General features: G+C 29.8%; 14 protein-coding genes and 1 other annotated feature. Of the genes, 11 read left to right on the forward strand and 3 right to left on the reverse strand.

Annotated elements, in window-relative coordinates; all coding sequences use genetic code 11:
* Positions 1 to 56 precede the first annotated feature (56 nt).
* The 3 genes from ACI48Q_RS04400 (at position 57) to ACI48Q_RS04410 (ending at position 2,678) form a co-directional block, all read left to right on the forward strand.
* Positions 57 to 884, forward strand: a complete 828-nt coding sequence (locus ACI48Q_RS04400; RefSeq protein WP_474917831.1) for a M55 family metallopeptidase — start codon at positions 57 to 59, stop codon at positions 882 to 884.
* Positions 885 to 1,090: 206 nt separating this feature from the next.
* The gene (locus ACI48Q_RS04405) at positions 1,091 to 1,828 is read left to right on the forward strand and encodes an AIR synthase related protein (RefSeq protein ID WP_474917832.1); all 738 of its coding nucleotides are present in this window, start codon (positions 1,091 to 1,093) and stop codon (positions 1,826 to 1,828) included.
* Between the two features lie 109 nt (positions 1,829 to 1,937).
* Positions 1,938 to 2,678 (forward strand): ATP-binding protein, encoded by a 741-nt coding sequence (locus tag ACI48Q_RS04410; protein ID WP_474917833.1) that lies wholly within the window; start codon positions 1,938 to 1,940, stop codon positions 2,676 to 2,678.
* Between the two features lie 155 nt (positions 2,679 to 2,833).
* On the opposite strand, the gene ACI48Q_RS04415 is transcribed toward ACI48Q_RS04410, so the two are convergent.
* On the reverse strand, positions 2,834 to 4,408 hold the full coding sequence (locus tag ACI48Q_RS04415) for a DEAD/DEAH box helicase (protein ID WP_474917834.1): 1,575 nt from the start codon (positions 4,406 to 4,408) through the stop codon (positions 2,834 to 2,836).
* Between the two features lie 276 nt (positions 4,409 to 4,684).
* Between ACI48Q_RS04415 and ACI48Q_RS04420 the strand changes: the two genes are divergently transcribed.
* The 3 genes from ACI48Q_RS04420 to ACI48Q_RS04430 are packed head-to-tail and all read left to right on the forward strand — an operon-like array spanning position 4,685 to position 7,991.
* Entirely contained in the window at positions 4,685 to 5,935 is a 1,251-nt protein-coding gene (locus ACI48Q_RS04420) for a M16 family metallopeptidase (RefSeq protein WP_474917835.1), read from the forward strand.
* Position 5,936: 1 nt separating this feature from the next.
* Positions 5,937 to 6,767: a recombination regulator RecX gene (recX, locus tag ACI48Q_RS04425; RefSeq protein WP_474917836.1), complete on the forward strand. Its 831-nt coding sequence runs from the start codon at positions 5,937 to 5,939 to the stop codon at positions 6,765 to 6,767.
* Between the two features lie 18 nt (positions 6,768 to 6,785).
* Complete coding sequence (locus ACI48Q_RS04430) at positions 6,786 to 7,991, forward strand: transglutaminase-like domain-containing protein (protein WP_474917837.1); 1,206 nt, start codon at positions 6,786 to 6,788, stop codon at positions 7,989 to 7,991.
* 21 nt (positions 7,992 to 8,012) lie between these two features.
* Here the strand turns inward: ACI48Q_RS04430 and ACI48Q_RS04435 are convergent, their stop codons facing one another.
* Complete coding sequence (locus ACI48Q_RS04435) at positions 8,013 to 8,369, reverse strand: tetratricopeptide repeat protein (protein WP_474917838.1); 357 nt, start codon at positions 8,367 to 8,369, stop codon at positions 8,013 to 8,015.
* A gap of 311 nt (positions 8,370 to 8,680) precedes the next feature.
* Here ACI48Q_RS04435 and ACI48Q_RS04440 point away from each other — a divergent pair, with 311 nt between their 5' ends.
* The 4 genes from ACI48Q_RS04440 (at position 8,681) to ACI48Q_RS04455 (ending at position 18,334) form a co-directional block, all read left to right on the forward strand.
* Positions 8,681 to 12,946, forward strand: coding sequence for an acyl-CoA dehydratase activase-related protein (locus tag ACI48Q_RS04440; RefSeq protein ID WP_474918334.1), 4,266 nt, complete (start codon positions 8,681 to 8,683; stop codon positions 12,944 to 12,946).
* A gap of 64 nt (positions 12,947 to 13,010) precedes the next feature.
* Positions 13,011 to 13,230 (forward strand) — a binding site (T-box leader).
* A gap of 79 nt (positions 13,231 to 13,309) precedes the next feature.
* Positions 13,310 to 15,952 carry a valine--tRNA ligase gene (locus ACI48Q_RS04445; RefSeq protein WP_474917839.1) on the forward strand — a complete coding sequence of 881 codons (2,643 nt, stop codon included), beginning with the start codon at positions 13,310 to 13,312 and terminating at the stop codon, positions 15,950 to 15,952.
* Between the two features lie 128 nt (positions 15,953 to 16,080).
* Positions 16,081 to 17,391, forward strand: a complete 1,311-nt coding sequence (locus ACI48Q_RS04450; protein WP_474917840.1) for a bifunctional folylpolyglutamate synthase/dihydrofolate synthase — start codon at positions 16,081 to 16,083, stop codon at positions 17,389 to 17,391.
* A gap of 61 nt (positions 17,392 to 17,452) precedes the next feature.
* A complete protein-coding gene (locus ACI48Q_RS04455; RefSeq protein WP_474917841.1) occupies positions 17,453 to 18,334 on the forward strand; it encodes a YncE family protein in 882 nt (293 codons plus the stop codon).
* Here the strand turns inward: ACI48Q_RS04455 and ACI48Q_RS04460 are convergent, their stop codons facing one another.
* Positions 18,335 to 18,859 (reverse strand): DUF4364 family protein, encoded by a 525-nt coding sequence (locus tag ACI48Q_RS04460; protein WP_474917842.1) that lies wholly within the window; start codon positions 18,857 to 18,859, stop codon positions 18,335 to 18,337.
* A gap of 160 nt (positions 18,860 to 19,019) precedes the next feature.
* On the opposite strand from ACI48Q_RS04460, the gene ACI48Q_RS04465 reads away from it, so the two are divergent.
* Positions 19,020 to 19,748, forward strand: coding sequence for a polysaccharide deacetylase family protein (locus tag ACI48Q_RS04465; RefSeq protein WP_474917843.1), 729 nt, complete (start codon positions 19,020 to 19,022; stop codon positions 19,746 to 19,748).
* Positions 19,749 to 19,894 lie beyond the last annotated feature (146 nt).

Raw genomic sequence — 19,894 nt, forward strand, 5'->3', positions numbered from 1 at the left:
GTAAAATGTAGAATATAATTATATAAAATAAAAAAAGTTAAAGAGGGGGATTTAATATGAAGATTTATATTTCAGCAGATATTGAGGGAATTAGTGGAGTAATAGATGGAAGTTTCACTGGTGAAGGTGGATATAATTATGATAGAGCAAGAAAGCTTATGACAGAAGAAGTTAATGCAGTCATAAGAGGATTAAAAAAAGCAAGAGCCAGTCATATTTTAGTAAATGATTCTCATGGTCCTATGACAAATATACTAATTGAAGATTTAGATGAAGAAGCTACTTTAATAAGTGGAAATAAAAAAAATTTTGGAATGATGGAAGGTATAGATGAAAGCTTTAATGCAGCAATATTTATAGGATATCATGGGAGGCATAATACCAGTGGAGTATTAGCTCATAGTTATCATGGAGGGGTAGTATCAGAGATTAAAATAAATGGACAAGTAGTGGGTGAGTTTGAGTTTAATTCCTTAATAGCTGGGTATTTTGGGGTTCCAGTAGTTATGGTTTCAGGTGATGATATTTTAGTAGATCAAGCTAAGACATTTAATGAAAACATAGAAATTGTAGAGGTTAAAAAGGCACATAGCAGATATGCAGCAGAATGTATTCAACCTAAAAAAGTTCATAGAATGTTAGAGGAAAGTGCAACTAAGGTGTTAAGTTCAAATTTTAAAAAATTTATCAAAGCTAATGTTATAGAAGGGGAAATTGAATTAGAAATTGCATTTTTAAATAGTGGGTTAGCTGAGGCAACCCTATGTATTCCAGGAGTAGAGATTATAGCCCCTAATAGAATTAAATATTTAGCAAAGGATATTTTAGAAGCCTATAAAATTAGGGGAGGACTAATAACCTTGGCAGCTAGTACATTAAAATAAGGTATTATATTGATATCCTTGTTAAAATATAAAATAACTAAAAAGAACTGAGCAATCAGTTCTTTTTTATGTTTAAACAATTACCTTATTGAATTTAGTATAATTAAGAGTGTAAATTTTATAATGCATATGTAAATTACTTTAATTATATTAGTATATAATTTATAATCAATGATATGTATATAATAAGTTAAGGATGTGTTCATATGAAGTTGAGGAGAGTTAGAGATTTAATATTAATAGATATAGATGATGAGAAAATCTTAGTTATAGCCTGTGATAGCTGTGGAGGAGCTGGAAATAAAGAGAATGATGTTTTGAAAGTACCTCCATTTATTACAGGAAAATATATTGCAAGAGGACCGCTATTAGAGGTAATGTGCAGTGGAGCTAAGGTTATGACAGTTACAGATAATGTATGTTGTGAGATGAAACCTACAGGAGAGGAAATAATTAGAGGAATAAACAGTGAGCTTAAGGATGCTGGGCTTGTGGATGTTGCTTTAGGAGGCAGTACAGAGGAGAATTTTGTAACTTCAATGACAGCACTAGGTATGAATGTTATTGGAATTGCAGAAAAGAAAAATCTTAAGGTGAATAATGTGAAAGAGGGAGGGATAATATACTCAATTGGGGTTCCTAAGGTTGGGGGAGAGGTCAACTTAGAGAAGGGTAGTGATTATTTTTCTTATGATATACTTAATAAGCTTATAACCCTAGAAGGGGTATATGAACTAGTACCTGTAGGATCTAAAGGGATTCTATATGAAGCAGAGGAGTTAGGAAGAAACAATAATAAAACCTTGATATTAGAGAAAAATTTACATGTAGACATATACAAATCAGCAGGTCCATCTACTGTAGCTATAGCTTGTGTTTCGGAAGAATTGTGTAAATACATAGAGCAAATACCTTTTAGCAATAGAATAGGAACTTTAAAGTAATTATAAAAAGGTAACTATTGTTACAGTTTGCAAATTGGAAAAAATGTATAATAAACTTAAAGTTAATTATACACAAATAAGAAAGTAATTTAATGCAGGGGGTTTTATTATGAAGAGAAGAATAATTAAAATACATGAAGAAAAATGCAATGGATGTGGACTATGTGTAACAGCTTGTCATGAAAGTGCCATAGAATTAGTAGATGGTAAAGCAAAGCTTGTTAGTGATATATACTGTGATGGACTTGGAGATTGTCTTCCAAACTGTCCTACAGGTGCTATTGAAATGATAGAGAGAGAAGCTGAGGAATATGATGATGATGCAGTGAAGGAAAGAATAAAAGAGGTTAGGGGAGAGAAGAATTCTGAAGAAAAAAAACTTCCTTGTGGTTGCCCAGGAACTATGGCAAAAACTATAGAAAGAAAGCCAATAGTTACCTTACAGACTCAACCTAAGAAGTCAGAAGTTATAGGTGATATAGCTTCAGAACTTATGCAGTGGCCAGTTCAATTAAATTTAATAAATACTTCAGCACCGTATTTAAATAATGCTAATCTATTAATAGCTGCAGACTGTACAGCTTATGCCTATGGAAATTTTCATAAGGATTTTATGAAAGATCATATTACAGTAATCGGATGTCCAAAGTTAGATGATAATGAGCATTATAAGAACAAATTGACTGAAATATTAAAGAAAAATAAAATTAAGAGTATAACTGTAGTAAGAATGGAAGTTCCTTGTTGTGCTGGAATAGTAAGTTCTGTAAAAGGAGCAATGCTCAATTCAGGGATTATTGTACCTTATAGGGAAGTAACTATTGGAACTAATGGGAATATAATAGAGTAATTTTAATATAAAAGAAGGCGAAATTAAAGCAGTAAAGGTACTTCCTTACTGCTTTGTTTCGCCAATTTTATATACTATTTTTATAGTGTATAAAGAGTTAGTTTTACCAAAATTGGTCACACTTAACTATTGATAAATTTAACTCATCTTTTGTTCTATCTTCTTCTCTTGTTATTAGAAATTTCTATATTAACTTTTCTCTTACCAAATTTCTGACCCTTACAGTTAGTGATTATTACATCAACTAGTTTTGATGGTACATCAATGAAAGAGAATTTATCTAACATATCAATTCTTCCAACTTCTTTTCCTTTAACGCCAGCATTGTTATCAAGGAATTCTAGAATATCCTTAGTTTTTGCTTTATCAAGCTTACCGATAGATAAGAAAAGTCTTGTAGTATCTTCTTCATCTATAATTTCTTCGCTATAGTTATAGTTTAATTCTTTATCAAACATTAACTTAAGAAGAGATGCAGCTACATCTTCACTTCCATATTCACTTATAAGTTCTTTAGCCATTGGAAGGAAAGTTTCATAAGCATTTTCTTTTAATATATTACCAATGTTTTCAAGTAAACTACCTGATTTTGCTGAGAAGATATCACTTAATGTAGGAATTTCTTTCTTTTCAATTTTAGCTTTAGTGTGATTCTCTATTTCTCTAATGAAAGAAGTTTCTTTTCTAGTAGCAAAACTATAAGCTATCCCCTCTTTATTAGCTCTACCAGTTCTACCTATTCTGTGAACGTAAGATTCAACATCTTGAGGTAAATCATAGTTTATTACATGAGTTACATTTTCAACATCTATTCCTCTAGCAGCTACATCTGTAGCTATAAGGAAGTTTAAATTACCACTTTTAAATTTTTTAAGAGTATTTAATCTTTGGCTTTGCTTCATATCTCCATGCATACCTTCAACTACATATCCTTTTCCTTGAAGTGCATCTACTAATTCGTCAACGCCTTTTTTAGTTTTACAGAATAATATTGCACTTGTTGGATTATCTACATCTAATATTCTACAAAGGGATTCTAGTTTGTTAGATTGATTAACTAGGAAATAGTACTGTTTTATCTTAGAAACAGTCATAGATTTTTTAGCAATAGCTATATGCTCAGTATCAGGTTTCATATAGTTTTTAGCTAGATTTTTAATTTGTCTAGGCATAGTAGCTGAAAATAGAAGTGTTTGTCTGTCTTCATTTAAATTTGATAAAATACTTTCTATATCATCTATAAATCCCATATTAAGCATTTCATCAGCTTCATCTAAAACCAAGAATTTAACATCTTGTAGTTTTAAAGTTCTTCTATTTATATGATCTAATATTCTACCAGGAGTTCCAACAACAATATCTACACCTCTTTTAAGAGCAGAAAGTTGTCTTTCAAAGGATTCCCCACCATAGACAGCTAATATTTTATACTTTTCATATTTGCATAGTTTGTTTAATTCTTCGCTAACTTGTAGAGCAAGCTCTCTAGTAGGAGCAAGAATTAAAGTTTGGATTTTACCACATTTTGGTTCCATATTACTAAGTATTGGAGCTCCAAAAGCAATGGTTTTTCCAGTTCCTGTCTGTGCTTGGCCTATTATGTCAAAGCCCTGTAAGCTTACAGGTATACTTTTTTCCTGTATATCACTTGGGTATTCAAAATTCAGATCTTGTATAGCTTTAAGTACTAATTCACCCAAGCCTAATTCTTCAAATTTAGTTTTGTTCATCCATATTCCTCTTCTCTATTTTCTTTAAAATACACTTAATAGTATCATAGTATAACCATAATAGCAAATAAAATAACAAATTTTATCAGATTATTTATATTAAATTTAAAAATAAAATCTACAAATAATCAATTACAAATTATTTAAGAGAAAAATGTAATCCAAAATGTATAATATATAGAATTTTAAAACATAGCTTATTAGTAAAAAATCATATATTATAGTATAGTAGATAAAATTTATAATATAGATAGAGGAGAGTATTAAGAAGAATATATGGATAAACAATTGTTTGATACTTTAGAAATGAATTTAGAGAATGGAATACAATTAATTACTATAAAAAAGACCACGCAAATATCTTCAATTCATATAGGGGTAAAAGTTGGAGCTACAAATGAGGAGAAGAAACAAAGAGGAGTATCCCATTTTATTGAGCATATGCTTTTTAAAGGAACCTGTAATAGAAATAATGAGCAACTTAATAGTGAATTAGAAAATCTAGGTGGGGAGTATAATGCCTATACAGATTATACTTCTACTGTATTTAATACTACTATGTTAAATGAAGAATTAGAGAATGGCATAAAGTTATTAGGAGATTTAGTTCAAAATCCAACCTTTAGAGAAGAGGATATAAATAAGGAAAAAGGGGTTATTTTGGCTGAGCTTAGAAGTGGCAAAGATGATGTAGAGGATTTATCTTTTCAAAAGGTAAATGAAATAGCTTTTGATGAAAGTCCTTTAAAAATAGATGTCATAGGAAAAGAGAGTGTAATAAAAAATATACAGAGAGATGAAATCTTGGAGTATTATAAAGCTCATTATACTCCTAATAATACAGTAATAACTGTGGTTTCTAACTATGATCATGAATATGTAAGAGTGTTAATAGAAAAATACTTTGGACAGTGGAAGAAAAAGTTATTAAATAAGAAACAGGCATTGTTTGAGAAAAATAAAGGTAAAATAAAAAGAACTCACAAGAATAATATGGAGCAAAGCACTATAGTGTATCTATATACATTTAATGATTTAAGCAAGGCAGAAGAATTAGCTTTAAGGGTGTTAAATCATAAATTTGGAGAAAGTTCTAATTCTATTTTATTTAGAGAATTGAGAGAAGACAAGGGACTTGTTTATGATGTGTATACAAGTCTAGACTTAACCACTAATATTAAATCTCTATATATTTATGCATCAGTAGCTAAAAAAGACATAGAAGAAGGGATAAACACTATAGAAGATTGCATAAAAAAGGTCAAGGAGGGAATAATTGTATTTGATGAGCACACCATAAATCTTATGAAGAAGGTATTTAAGACAGCAGTGGCATCTACTTTAGAAGATTCTTCAGATTTGGGAAATTATGTATTACATCAAGCTATGGAAGGTGAATATATATATGAATTTTTAAATGATATGGAAGAAATGAATAGAATAACTTCAGAAGATTTATATAGTGTAGCTAGGAAAGTATTAAATAACCCTACAATCCATGTACTAATATGTGATGGTGATGAGTAAAATGAGTAATACAATAACTAAGATTGAAATACAAAAGAAAAATGAAAATAGGGTAAATATATTTGTTGATGGTGAGTTTTCATTTTCTTGTAGTAGTGAGCTTGTATATTATCATAAGCTTCACAAGGGGAGAGTTATTGAGATAGAGGATTTTAAAAAGGTTATAAGTGAAGATAATTATATTAGAGGGAAAAATATGTCTTTAAAGTATATTGAAAGGACTTTAAAAACTGAAGTGCAAATTAGGGAGTACTTAGTAAAAAAAGAATTTGATGAAAATACTATTGACAGAGTAATAAATTTTCTAAAGGAATATAAATTCATAGATGATTATTATTATACTAAGGCTTTTATAAATACTAATATAAAATCTTGGGGAAAAAATAAAATTATATACAACTTGAAAAGTAAGGGCATAGATGATGATATTATAAATAGAGTGATTAAGGAACTTCCTATGGAGAGTGAAATTACTATTGCATTATCTTTGGCAGAAAAAAAGTTAAAACTGTTATGTAATAAAGAAAATAGCAAAATAAAAATTCTTCAAAAACTTAGTAGTTATTTAGTTTCTAGGGGATATAATTTCGAAATAATTAATGAAGTTATTTCAAAGATGCATATTGAACCTAAACAAGATAGTGAAAAATGCGAAGAGGATAAGTATTCCAAATTACTGAATTTGGCAAGTGGAAGGTATGAAAAATTAAAGAAATCAGAGCAAAGTCATATTAAGTTGAGAAAAAAGCTTCAAGATTTTCTGTTGAGAAAAGGATATAACTATGATGAAATAAAGAAATGTATTAAACATATAGAGGAAGAAGATTTTTAATAATTGGAGGGTAAAATTTTGGATATAGGCAAGGAGATAGGACGTTATATTATGGAATTTGTTAAAAATGTGAATATAGTTTCACTAGGTATATTTATAGCACTTCTTTATCCAATATTGATAGGATTTGTGTTTAAATTGAGGAGTAGCTCTTTAATTAATACTATAAAAAGTGTATTAAATTCTGTATCTATACTAGTGTCTTTAGTTATCAGTTTTCATTTAATAAATAACATATTTGTTTTAAATAAATATAATTTATTAGATTATTTAGCTAAAAAATTATCACCCACTATAATAACAGTAATCACCACCTCTAGAGTTTTTATAACCATAATAAGTATAGTTATATTTATAGTAATACATCAATTAATAAAGCTAGTTATTAGCTTTATTAGTAGAATTACCTTTGAACCATTATTAGATATTTTGGATGAGTTCATTAAAACTCAAAGTAGTATATTAAAGCGTGTAGTTGGAGCTATATTTCAAATTCCTAGAGGGTTGTGCTATGCTTTAGTATTAACTTTTTTATTAAACCTATCTTCAGGATTTCTATTTGATAGTAAAATTAAAGGTATACTAGAGGAATCTAAAATTTATAACTATATTAATAACAATGGTGTAATACCAGTATTTAATTCTCAACTAGCAAAAACCTTACCTAACATAATTAATGATTCATTTAAAATATATGATGGCGAAAACAATTCTATAGATATCGGAAATAATTCTATAAAAGGATTGGTATATTATAATGGAGTTACTCTAGACCAAGGAGTAAAGTCAGATAGTACCATCGATGAAACTGCTAAGGCTATTGCAGAAGAATATAGTTCAACCTTTGAAAAAGGTAAGGTATTATATAGTTGGGTTGGAAGAGAGATAACCTATGATGATGAGAAGGCAGTTAATGTAATGAACAATGATAACAATATTAAATCCGGAGCTATGGAAGCCTTCTATAGTAAAAAAGGAGTATGTTTTGATTATGCATGTTTATATGTTGCCATGAGTAGGGCAAACAATATAAAGGTTAGGTTAGTTGTTGGTGAAGGATATAATGGAGAGTCATGGGTAAGTCATGCATGGAATGAAATCTTTATAGAAGAGTCTCAGAAGTGGATAAGTGTAGATCCAACTTTTTATGATGCAGGGGATTATTATGGGAATGAAAATTTTAATGCAGATCATAGAAAGAGAACAGTTGCAGGAGAATGGTAAAAACAAGCATAAACACTAGGTTTAGCTTGTTTTTTTATATTTAGAGAGAATTAAATTTATGGCTTTTTCACATTCTTCATCAGAGTTATCTAAAGCCCAAGCTGTATTGAAATAATTAAGAGCTTTTCCATTTTCATTTAACATTGCATAGCAGTAGGCAAGATTAAAATAATATTTGCTTTCTTTTTTTAGTTCTATGGCTTTATATATTAAATCTATGGCCTTATAATAATCTTTTAACTTTATAAAACAAACTGCAGAATTATATAGAGCTGGAGCTTCATGTTCCTTTATTTCTACTGATTTTCTGTACATACTTATAGCATTTTTATAATCCTTTGAATTGTACAATTCATTTGCTTTACTGAAATAATTCAAAGTTATTACCTCCTAAATTAGATTACTTTACCTAAATAATTTCCAAAATAATAAAAAATATACCATAAATATGAAGAAAACATTTTAAATTATAATTAATTATATATATTATTAAATGGAGACTATTGATTAATAGAATAATTATTTTTAGTAAATTAATTTAATAAGAAAATATCCTATACTATAGAGATTTAGATAAGTTGAAAAATAAATTATATAGAGATATACTTTATACATATATTGCAATAATTATAATGATTTCTATTTAAAATTGCAAAATAGATGTTAGTGGGGGAGTTAATGTGGGCACAATGCATTTTGGATTAGATATAGGTTCTACTACAGTAAAGTTAGTAGTTGTTAATGAAAGTAATAAAATAATTTATAGTAACTATAAGAGACATTATTCTAATATTAGAAGTAGTATTTATGAACTATTAAAAGAAGCGATTGAAGTTATTTATTGTAATAATATAACAATAACTATAACAGGTTCTGGTGGACTTTCAATTTCAAAATGGTTAGATGTAACATTTGTTCAAGAAGTAATAGCTTGTAGTATAGCTGTAGAAAAATATATTGAAGAAACTGATGTAGCTATAGAGCTTGGTGGAGAAGATGCAAAAATAACCTATTTTAGAGATGGAGTTGAGCAGAGGATGAATGGTACCTGTGCTGGTGGGACAGGTGCATTTATTGATCAAATGGCAATTCTTTTAGAAACAGATGCTGAAGGGTTAAATAATTTGGCCAAAGAACATAAAATTATTTATCCAATAGCAGCAAGGTGTGGGGTGTTTGCTAAAACTGATATCCAGCCACTTCTAAATGAAGGTGCTAGAAGAGAAGATATTGCAGCATCAATTTTTCAATCAGTAGTAAATCAAACTATTAGTGGATTAGCCTGTGGTAGACCAATTAGAGGTAGGGTAGCTTTTCTAGGAGGTCCTCTTTATTATTTGTCAGAACTTAGAAATAGATTTATAGAAACTTTAAAGATAAAAGAGGAAAATATAATTTTCCCAGAAAATTCAAATATATTTGTGGCACTAGGTGCAGCTTTATACTCTAAGGAACAAAAAGTAATAAATATTGAGAGATTAAAGGATAAGATTGAAAAAATAAACAACTATGAAGTTCAAGAAGTAGTAAGACTTAAGCCGCTATTTTCTAACTCAGAAGAGTTACAATGTTTTAAAGAAAGACATAATAAGAATAAAGTTAAAAGAAAAGATATAAAAGATTATTCAGGAAGAGTATTTTTGGGCTTAGATGCAGGGTCTACTACTACAAAAGGAGTTCTAATATCTGAAGAAGGAGAATTATTGTATTCATATTATGGAAGTAATAATGGGGATCCACTATCTCAAGCGGGTAAGATTTTAAAAGAGATGTACAAAGCTATAAATCCTAATATTACTATAGCAGGAGCTACAGTTACAGGCTATGGTGAAGGTTTAATTAAGACAGCTTTTAAAATAGATTTTGGTGAAATAGAAACCATTGCCCATAAAAGAGCAGCAGAATTCTTCCTTCCAGGAGTGGATTTTATTTTAGATATAGGTGGTCAGGATATGAAATGCTTAAGAATTGAGGATGGAGTAATTGAAGGAGTTATGCTTAATGAGGCTTGTTCTTCAGGATGTGGCTCTTTTATTGAATCTTTTAGTAAATCCTTAAGTGTACCTATAGAAACATTTGTAGACGAGGCTATAAAAAGTGAAAAGCCAGTGGATTTAGGGTCAAGATGTACTGTATTTATGAACTCTAGAGTAAAGCAAGCTCAAAAAGAAGGAGCTACCCTTGGAGACATTGCAGCAGGACTTTCTTATTCTGTTATTAAGAATGCGCTTCATAAAGTAATTAGAATCAGAAATCCAAAAGACATGGGTAAAAATATTATTGTGCAAGGAGGAACTTTTTATAATGATGCAATTCTTAGGGCTTTTGAATTAATCTCTGAGAGAGAGGCTATAAGACCAGATATTGCAGGATTGATGGGAGCATTTGGGGCAGCTTTAATTGCAAGGGAGAAAAGTCATAAGGATTCTATAACATCACTTATCTCAAAAGATGAACTAGATAATTTTACTGTTAATACCGATATGAATAGGTGTAGAGGATGTGGAAACAATTGTTTATTAACCATAAACAAATTTTTCAATGGAAAAAGCTTTATATCAGGAAATAGATGTGAAAAAGGTGGTAGTAATATAGAAAAGGATAACAAGCTACCAAATTTATTTCAATATAAATATGATAGATTATTTAATTATGAAACTATACCTAGTAATGAAGCACAAAGAGGTGTAGTAGGTATACCTAGAGTTTTAAATATGTATGAAAATTATCCTTTTTGGCATAGGTTTTTTAGTGAATTGGGTTTTTCAATTCAGCTTTCTAGTAGATCTTCTAAAGAGATTTACGAATTAGGAATAGAAACAATACCTTCTGAATCAGCCTGTTATCCTGCTAAATTAAGTCATGGTCATATTATAGACTTAATAAATAAAAAGGTAGATTTTATATTTTATCCTTGTGTTTTTTATGAACAAAAGGAGCAACAGGGAGCACAAAATCAATATAATTGTCCTATGGTTATATCTTATCCAGAAGTTATAAAAAATAATATTGATTATTTGGATGAAAGTAATGTGAAGTTTCTAAATCCATTTTTAAGTTTTCATAATAAATCTTTATTAAAAGAAGCATTATATAAGGCTTTTAAAGAATTTAATATTTCTAAAGTAGAAATTGGTAAGGCAGTAAATTGCGCTTGGGAAGAGGATATAAGGTTTAAACAAGATATTAAAGACAAAGGTGAAGAAGCTTTAAAATATTTGAAAGAGAATAATAAAAAAGCTATTGTTTTAGCGGGAAGGCCTTATCATATAGATCCGGAAATTAATCATGGCATTGATAAGCTTATCACTAGCTTTGGTATAGGAGTTTTAACTGAGGATTCTGTGGCACATCTTTCAGAGGTAGAGAGACCTCTTCGAGTAGTGGATCAATGGACCTATCATTCAAGACTTTATGCTGCAGCTAGTTTTGTAGCAAAAGAAGAAAATGTGGAGCTTATCCAATTGAACTCCTTTGGATGTGGACTAGATGCAGTTACTACAGATCAAGTTCAAGAAATATTAAAAAGTACAGGTAAGATATACACTCTAATAAAAATAGATGAAGTAAATAACTTAGGTGCAGTGAGAATAAGAATACGTTCTTTAAAAGCTGCTATGGAACAAAGAGAAAAGAAAAAAGTAAAATTAACAATTGCAGAAAAATGTGAAAAAAGAGTAATATTTACTAAAGAAATGAGAAAGAATCATACTATTATTGCTCCTCAAATGTCTCCAATTCATTTTGAGTTGTTACAGGTTGCATTAAGTTCTTCAGGATATAATATAGAAGTTTTACCTGCAGTAGATGAAAAAGCAGTAGAAGAAGGACTAAAATATGTAAATAATGATGCTTGTTATCCATCAATTATAGTAATTGGACAAATTATTACAGCACTAAAATCAGGTAAATATGATCTTAATAATACATCTGTAGCTATAACTCAAACAGGCGGAGGATGTAGAGCGACTAACTATATAGGATTTCTGAGAAAGGCATTAAAAGATATTGGATTAGAGCATATTCCTGTAATATCAATTAATGCAGGAGGATTAGAGGATAACCCAGGATTTAAATATTCTTTCAATATGGTAAAGAAAGCTTTAATGGCCATGTTATATGGAGATTTGTTTATGCGTTGTATTCTAAGAGTAAGACCTTATGAAAAAATCAAAGGTTCTACTAATGAACTTTATAATAAATGGAATGAAATTATTAAGCTACAGATATCCAAAGGAAATTTTAAAGAACTAAAAAATAATATGGAAGAAGTAGTTAAAGATTTTGATAATTTAGAGATAGTTAATATCCTTAAACCTAAGGTAGGAATTGTAGGAGAGATTTTAGTTAAATTTCATCCTACAGCTAACAACGGAGCTATTGATATTCTTGAAAGTGAAGGTGCAGAAGTAGTAGTACCAGATCTTATAGATTTCTTCTTATATTGTGCTCATAACAATTTAGCTAAATATAAAAACTATTTAGGTGGAAAAAAAGGGGAAGTAGTAAGTAAGATATCTATTAATTTTATTGAATATTATAGGAGAACCATGAAAATAGCGCTAGAAAGAAGTAATAGATTCTCACCACCACAATCCATAGAACATTTAGAGAAATTGGCAGAACAGATACTATCTACTTGTAATCAATCAGGTGAAGGATGGTTCTTAACTGGTGAGATGATTGAACTTATAGAAAGTGGAGTAAATAATATTATATGTATGCAGCCCTTTGCATGCTTACCTAACCATGTTACAGGAAAAGGTATGATTAAAGCATTAAAGAAGAAATTTAAAGACAGTAATATTGTTGCTATTGATTATGATCCAGGTGCAAGTGAAGTTAATCAGCTAAATAGAATAAAGCTTATGCTTTCTGTAGCAAATAAAAATTTATATAATGAAGAAAAAATAGCTTTAGAAGAAGTAGCAGCTAATTTAAATGCAGATGATTAGTAATTTAAAAAGCTATTGACAAAATCATCATTATGTATATAATAATATGCAAAGAGTTTAATATAAATATGCTATGATGAAGAGGAGTAAAAATAGAGAATATTAAGAGAGGGAAACTCATCGGCTGAAAGGTTTCCTATAGGAAGTATTTTGAAGGTAGCTTCGGAGCTTTTTTAGCGAAATTTATAGTAGCTAAAAACGGTGGTTCTCATCGTTAAAATTAAGAGAGTCTTAGGAATATTTCCCGAGAAATAAAGGTGGTACCACGCGCTGTCGTCCTTTGGATGATAGCGCTTTTTATTTTGAAAAAATACATCTAAATAAAAAACAAAAATATGTTTACATAGAAAGGTAGGAATTGACATGGATGAAAATAAAAATATAGCAAAAAATTATGATCCAAAAGAATTTGAAGAAAGACTTTATAAGTGGTGGGAGGAGAATGGATTTTTCACCCCAAAGGTAGACGAAAATAAGAAACCATATACTATAATAATGCCACCACCAAATATAACAGGACAATTGCACTTAGGTCATGCTTTAGATAACACTCTACAAGACATGCTTATAAGAACAAAGAGAATGCAAGGATATAGCACTCTATGGCTTCCAGGACAGGATCATGCAAGTATTGCTACAGAAGTAAGAGTTGAAAAATCTCTACTTACCAAAGGTCTTAAGAAAAAAGAGATGGGCAGAGAAGCCTTCCTAGAAAAAGTTTGGGAATGGACTGATGAATACAGGGATAGAATCAGAACTCAACTTAAAAAAATGGGATGTTCTGCTGATTTTACTAGAGAAGCCTTCACTATGGATGAAAATTTAAGCAAGGCTGTTAGAGAAGTGTTTGTTAAGCTTTATAATGATGGTCTTATATATCAAGGAAATAGAATAACTAACTGGTGTCCAAAATGTATGACAGCTATTTCAGATGCAGAGATTGAATATGAAGAGCAAGATGGACATTTCTGGCATATTAATTATCCAGTAATAGGTAGTGATGAAGTAGTTGAGATTGCTACTACAAGACCAGAAACATTGCTTGGAGATACAGCGGTTGCAGTAAATCCTAAGGATGAAAGATATAGTCATTTAGTAGGTAAAAAGCTAAGATTACCATTGGTAGATAGGGAAATAGAAGTAGTTGCTGACGACTATGTTGATATGGAATTTGGAACTGGTTGCGTTAAGATAACTCCAGCTCACGATCCTAATGACTATCAAGTAGGTAAGAGACACAACCTTCCAGAAGTGGTTGTAATTGAAGAGAACGGAACAATATCTAAGGGATATGGAAAATATTCAGGTCTTGATAGATATGAAGCTAGAAAACTTATGGTTAAAGACTTAGAAGAGCAAGGATACCTTGTAAAAATTAAGAATCACAGCCATAACGTAGGAACTCACGATAGATGTAGCTGTACTATTGAGCCAATGCTTTCAAAACAATGGTACGTAAAAATGGAGCCTCTTGCAAAGCCAGCAGTTAAAATTGTAAGAGAAAAAGAAATTAAATTCATTCCAGAAAGATTTGAAAAAATTTACTTTAACTGGATGGAGAATATTCAAGACTGGTGTATTTCAAGACAGTTATGGTGGGGACATAGAATTCCAGTTTGGTACTGTAAGGACTGTGGAGAAATGATAGTGCAAACAGAGGTACCAACTCAATGTACCAAGTGTAATTCTGAGAAGCTAGAGCAAGAAAGTGATGTATTAGATACTTGGTTCAGTTCTGCATTATGGCCATTCTCAACTTTAGGTTGGCCTAATAACACAGAGGATTTAAAATATTTCTATCCAACAAGTACACTAGTTACTGGTGGAGACATAATATTCTTCTGGGTTGCAAGAATGATATTCTCAGGTTTGTATAACATGGATGCTATACCATTTGAAACAGTATTTTTTCATGGAATGGTTAGGGATGATCAAGGAAGAAAGATGTCTAAGTCTCTAGATAACGGAGTTGATCCACTAGAGGTTATAGATAACTATGGAGCAGATGCACTAAGATTCTCATTAGTTACAGGTAATGCACCGGGAAATGACATAAGATTCTATGAATCAAGAGTTGAAGCAGCAAGAAATTTTGCCAATAAGATTTGGAATGCTTCAAGATTTGTTATGATGAACTTTAATGAGGAATTAATGGAAAAATATAAAGGCTCTAAGAATTATTCAATAGCAGATAAGTGGATATTATCTAGATTAAATACAGTAGTTAAGGAAGTAACAGATAATATAGAGAAATTTGAATTAGGAATAGCGCTTCAAAAGATTTATGACTTTATGTGGACAGAATTCTGTGATTGGTATATAGAACTTATAAAACCTGCATTGTATAGTGATGATGAAGAAGCTAAGGGAACTACCTTAAATGTATTAAATAAAGTTTTAATTACAGGGCTTAAGCTTCTACATCCAGTAATGCCATATATTACGGAGGAGATATATACTCACATAACTAAGGAAACAGATTCAATAACTATTGCACCTTGGCCAGTATGGGAAGATGAGCTAGAGGATAAGAAGGCTGAAGAATATATGAATTATATTATAGATGCCATCAGAAATACAAGAAATGCAAGAAGTGAGATGAATGTACCTCCTTCAAGAAAAGCTAAGACTTTTATATTTGCTACAGAAGCTATGGATGCCTTCCAGGAGGGAATACCATATTTTGAGAAATTAGCTTCAGCTAGTGAGGTTGTAATATTAGAGTCTAAAGAGGAAGCTCCAGAAAATGTAGTATCAGTAGTTTCTAAAGGTGCAGAGATATATATGCCACTTTTAGAGCTAGTAGATGCAGAAAAAGAGTTAGAGAGATTAAATAAAGAGAAAGCCAAATTAGAAGCTGAAATAGATAGAGTTGAAAAAAAATTAAACAATGAGAGATTTGTATCTAAAGCACCACAGGCTGTAGTAGATGAAGAAAAGGCCAAAGGTGAAAAATACAAAGAAATGTATCAAGCTGTACTTGAAAGTATAGAGAATCTAAAATAAAACAATAAGTTAAATTTAAAAAATATATTTTTAGAAAAACTCCAGTTATTCTGGAGTTTTTCTATTGTATATAGGAATATAGTAATGTAAAATTAGATAGGAAAATTCTATGATTAGGGGGCAATTTTATGAACTATAATGAAGCTATAAATTATATACATGATACGGCTAAATTTGGTAGTAAACTAGGATTAGAAAGAACAGAAAAAATTCTGGAGTTATTAGGAAACCCACATAAAAAGGTAAAATGTATACATATCGCAGGAACCAATGGAAAAGGGTCTACTACGGCAATGCTTACTAATATTCTTATCAATAGTGGGTATAGAGTAGGATGCTATATATCTCCTTATATTGAAGAATTTGAAGAACGAATACAAATAAATAATACTAATATACCTAAGGAAGATTTAGCTCATATTATTACTGAAGTTGCGAGAGCAGTGGATAGTGTAGCAACTATGGGATATGGAAATCCCACTGAATTTGAGATAATAACCTGTGCAGGATTTTTATATTTCTATGAGAAAAAGGCTGATTATGTAGTGGTAGAGGTTGGTCTTGGGGGAAGGTTAGATTCTACGAATGTTATAGTGCCAGAACTTTCTATAATAACATCTATAAGTTTAGATCATATGAATATATTAGGAGATACAATAGATAAAATTGCCTTTGAGAAGGCTGGTATAATTAAAAATGGGATTCCTCTAGTATTGTATCCTCAGGAGCCTATGGCTGAAGAGGTTATTGAGAGAATTGCATCAGAAAGAAATTCAGAAGTTATAAAGGTCAAAAAAAATAATTACAAGTTTATCAATAGCTATATGGCTGAAGTAAATGGCAAAGATAAAATGTTACAAAACATCATTTATACTACAAAAGAAGATAGTTATAATATAGAACTAGGTTTAATTGGAATACATCAAATAGATAATTGCAATGTGGTAATTCATAGCTGTGAAAAATTAAGAGAGTTAGGTGTTAACATAACTAAGAATAGTATGTTAAAGGGCATTAGAGAAATGGTATGGCCTGGGAGATTAGAAATTATGAGTACTGCACCATTAGTAGCAATTGATGGAGCTCATAATATAGATGGAATAAAAAAGCTAACAGAGAGTGTAGATAAGTATTTTACCTATAATAAGATGATACTTATTATAGGAATTTTGGCTGACAAACAAGTGAAAGAAATGATAAATATTATAGCACCAAAAGCTGAAAGGGTTATAGCTGTAACACCTCATAGTGAGAGAGCAGAGTTATGCGAGGATTTAAGAGCGGAAATAATTAATTATGTTCCAAAATGTGAGGCTATAGCTGATTATGAAGAAGCCTATAAAAAGGCGTTATCCTATTGCGATGAAGATGATTTATTATTAATATCAGGTTCCTTATACATGGTGGGAGATATGAGAAAAATAATAAGACAGCTTTAAAAGTAAAAATTCGTAGCACAAACCCCACTCAATTCATAGTATATGGTGAGGGGGGATTCCATTGAGGTACTTATATATTTGTAACACCACAAGAGATTGCATAAATAAAATAGATGCTAACAGTTTTTCCATAGAAGAAAACATAAGCCTTAAGGGAATAAACCGTGGTAAGATAGGACCACATGGCTTATGTATACAGGGAGAAACATTGTTTACTTCAAATTGTTATGATGGTTCTGTTTCTATAATTGATTTAGAATCCTTAAAAAGCGAGAGTTATTATTTAGGAAGAAATTGTAGAGATTTATGTGCTATAGGTAATCATATTTATATAATTTGTGGAGATTCTAATAATGTTGTTAATTTTGATATATCAAAAAGGGAGATTGTAGAGCTCATACCTTGTGGTAATGCACCTCATAGTATTGATTATTGTAGCAGAACAAATCAAATTGTAGTTGCCAATATGAATGATGATAGTATAACCTTATTTGATGCGCTATATGGATGTAATATTAAAAATATAAAAGTTGGGCCGTTTCCTACTAAGGCTTTAATTAGTAGAAATGGAGATTATATATTAGTATGTGAGAGCAATATGGGGTATTCTGATAAAGGATCTATAAGTATAATTTCTTCTAAAACCTTTAAACTTATAAATAGAACTCCTGTAGGTAATTGCCCTTTTGATATGCATTGCGATGAGAAATATTGCTATGTATCAAATTATGGAGAAGGGAGCATATCTTTAATTGATATGAATAATTTTAAAGAGGTAGACAAAATTAGAATTGGTGGAATGCCTAGAGGTATTGTATGTGACGATGAATTTATGTATGTTGGGGATAGCTATAACGATGTGGTATTAAAAATACATAAGAAAAGTAATGGAAAAATAATCATCCCATTGAAGGGAGAACCTACAGGGATGATTTTAAAGTAATTATTCAATTAAAACACCTATAATTTTATTATATAAGTCAGAAGCATTGTTTTTCCATTTATAGCAAAGCTCTCTGGCTTGTTTATTTGATGCTACACTTATTTTTAAATCAATTAAAGTTATATCATTCTCTGAAGCAGAGAGATTAACTAAATAACTGTTACTATTTTCTATAGTATAATCTGCAGACACCGTAAGTTCTTTTTTTATTATAGACATTTTTTCGCTGATATATTTATTGATATTTTCTATGGTTGATAATGGTAGTCTGTTTTTGAATAGAGAAAGTACTTCTTTACCTTTATCAGACATAATTAGTCTATCTTTATTTTTATAATTAATTATATTTATTAAATCAGAAGAAACTAACTCTACAATATATTGTTGAAGAGTAAAGTAATTTAGTAAATTATTCTCTAGGACAATTTGAGTAAGTTGCATATTTGATATAGGTAAGTTTATATTTTCTATTATATATAATAAGACAAGCTTATTTTCTGCTAGGTTTAAAGACTCATCAAACATAACATCCCTCCTTTAAACTAAAATATAATTAAAACAATACTACTTCAATATTATTATAACATAAAAATTTAAGAAATAAATTAACTTTAATGTGAATATGAATATATTCACATTAAAGGAATATAAATTTAAGGAAAGTTTGATTATTTTAAGGGGAAATATGAAGATAAAATATAAATTAAGAAAAAGAGATATGCTATTAGCTATAATGATAGTTGCTTCCATTACATTGATATTCTGTAGTAGTTTGGTTTCACGGATGGTTATTGCAACAGTAGATAAAGATTCACCAATTTACAGTATAAACACTGGAGAAAAGAAAGTAGCATTAACCATGGATTTTAATTGGAACAATAATAATATAGATAGTATATTAAATACTTTAGATACTTATAAAGTAAATACAACATTTTTTGTAATGGGAAATTGGTGTGATGAGTATCCTAGCAAAGTTAAGGATATGGCTAACACAGGGCATGAAATAGGAAATTTGTCTAATAAATATCCTAATTTCACAGCTATATCTAAAGAGAGAATCGAAAAAGAAGTTCAAATTACAAATGGCAAAATATTAAATTTAACAGGAAAAATACCAACTTTATTCAGATTTCCAGAAGGAAAGTATAATGATCTAGCTTTGGAAACAGTAATGTCACTAGGACTTAATTCAATACAATGGAACGTAGATAGTAAAGATTGGGAGAATTATGAATGGGGAAAAATAGATAAAATATTAAAGAAAGATATTAAAGGTGGAGATATAATTTTGCTCCATAGCAATGATAAAAAAATAGTAGAAAACCTTCCTAAAATCATAGAATCTCTACAAAGTCAAGGCTATGAATTTGTACGGATATCTGATTTAATATATAATGAAGGTTATGCTTAAGATAGTGATAGAGTTCAAAATTGAAAATAAGTGAATATTTAATAAACTAAATCTTGTAAAATTTCCCTAATTATCTTATAATAATTCATATGTTAGGTTTTCAAAGAAACAAATTAATTATGTGAATTTTCAAAAAATAAGTAATA

The sequence above is a fragment of the Clostridium sp. LXY-7 genome, assembly GCF_056172015.1.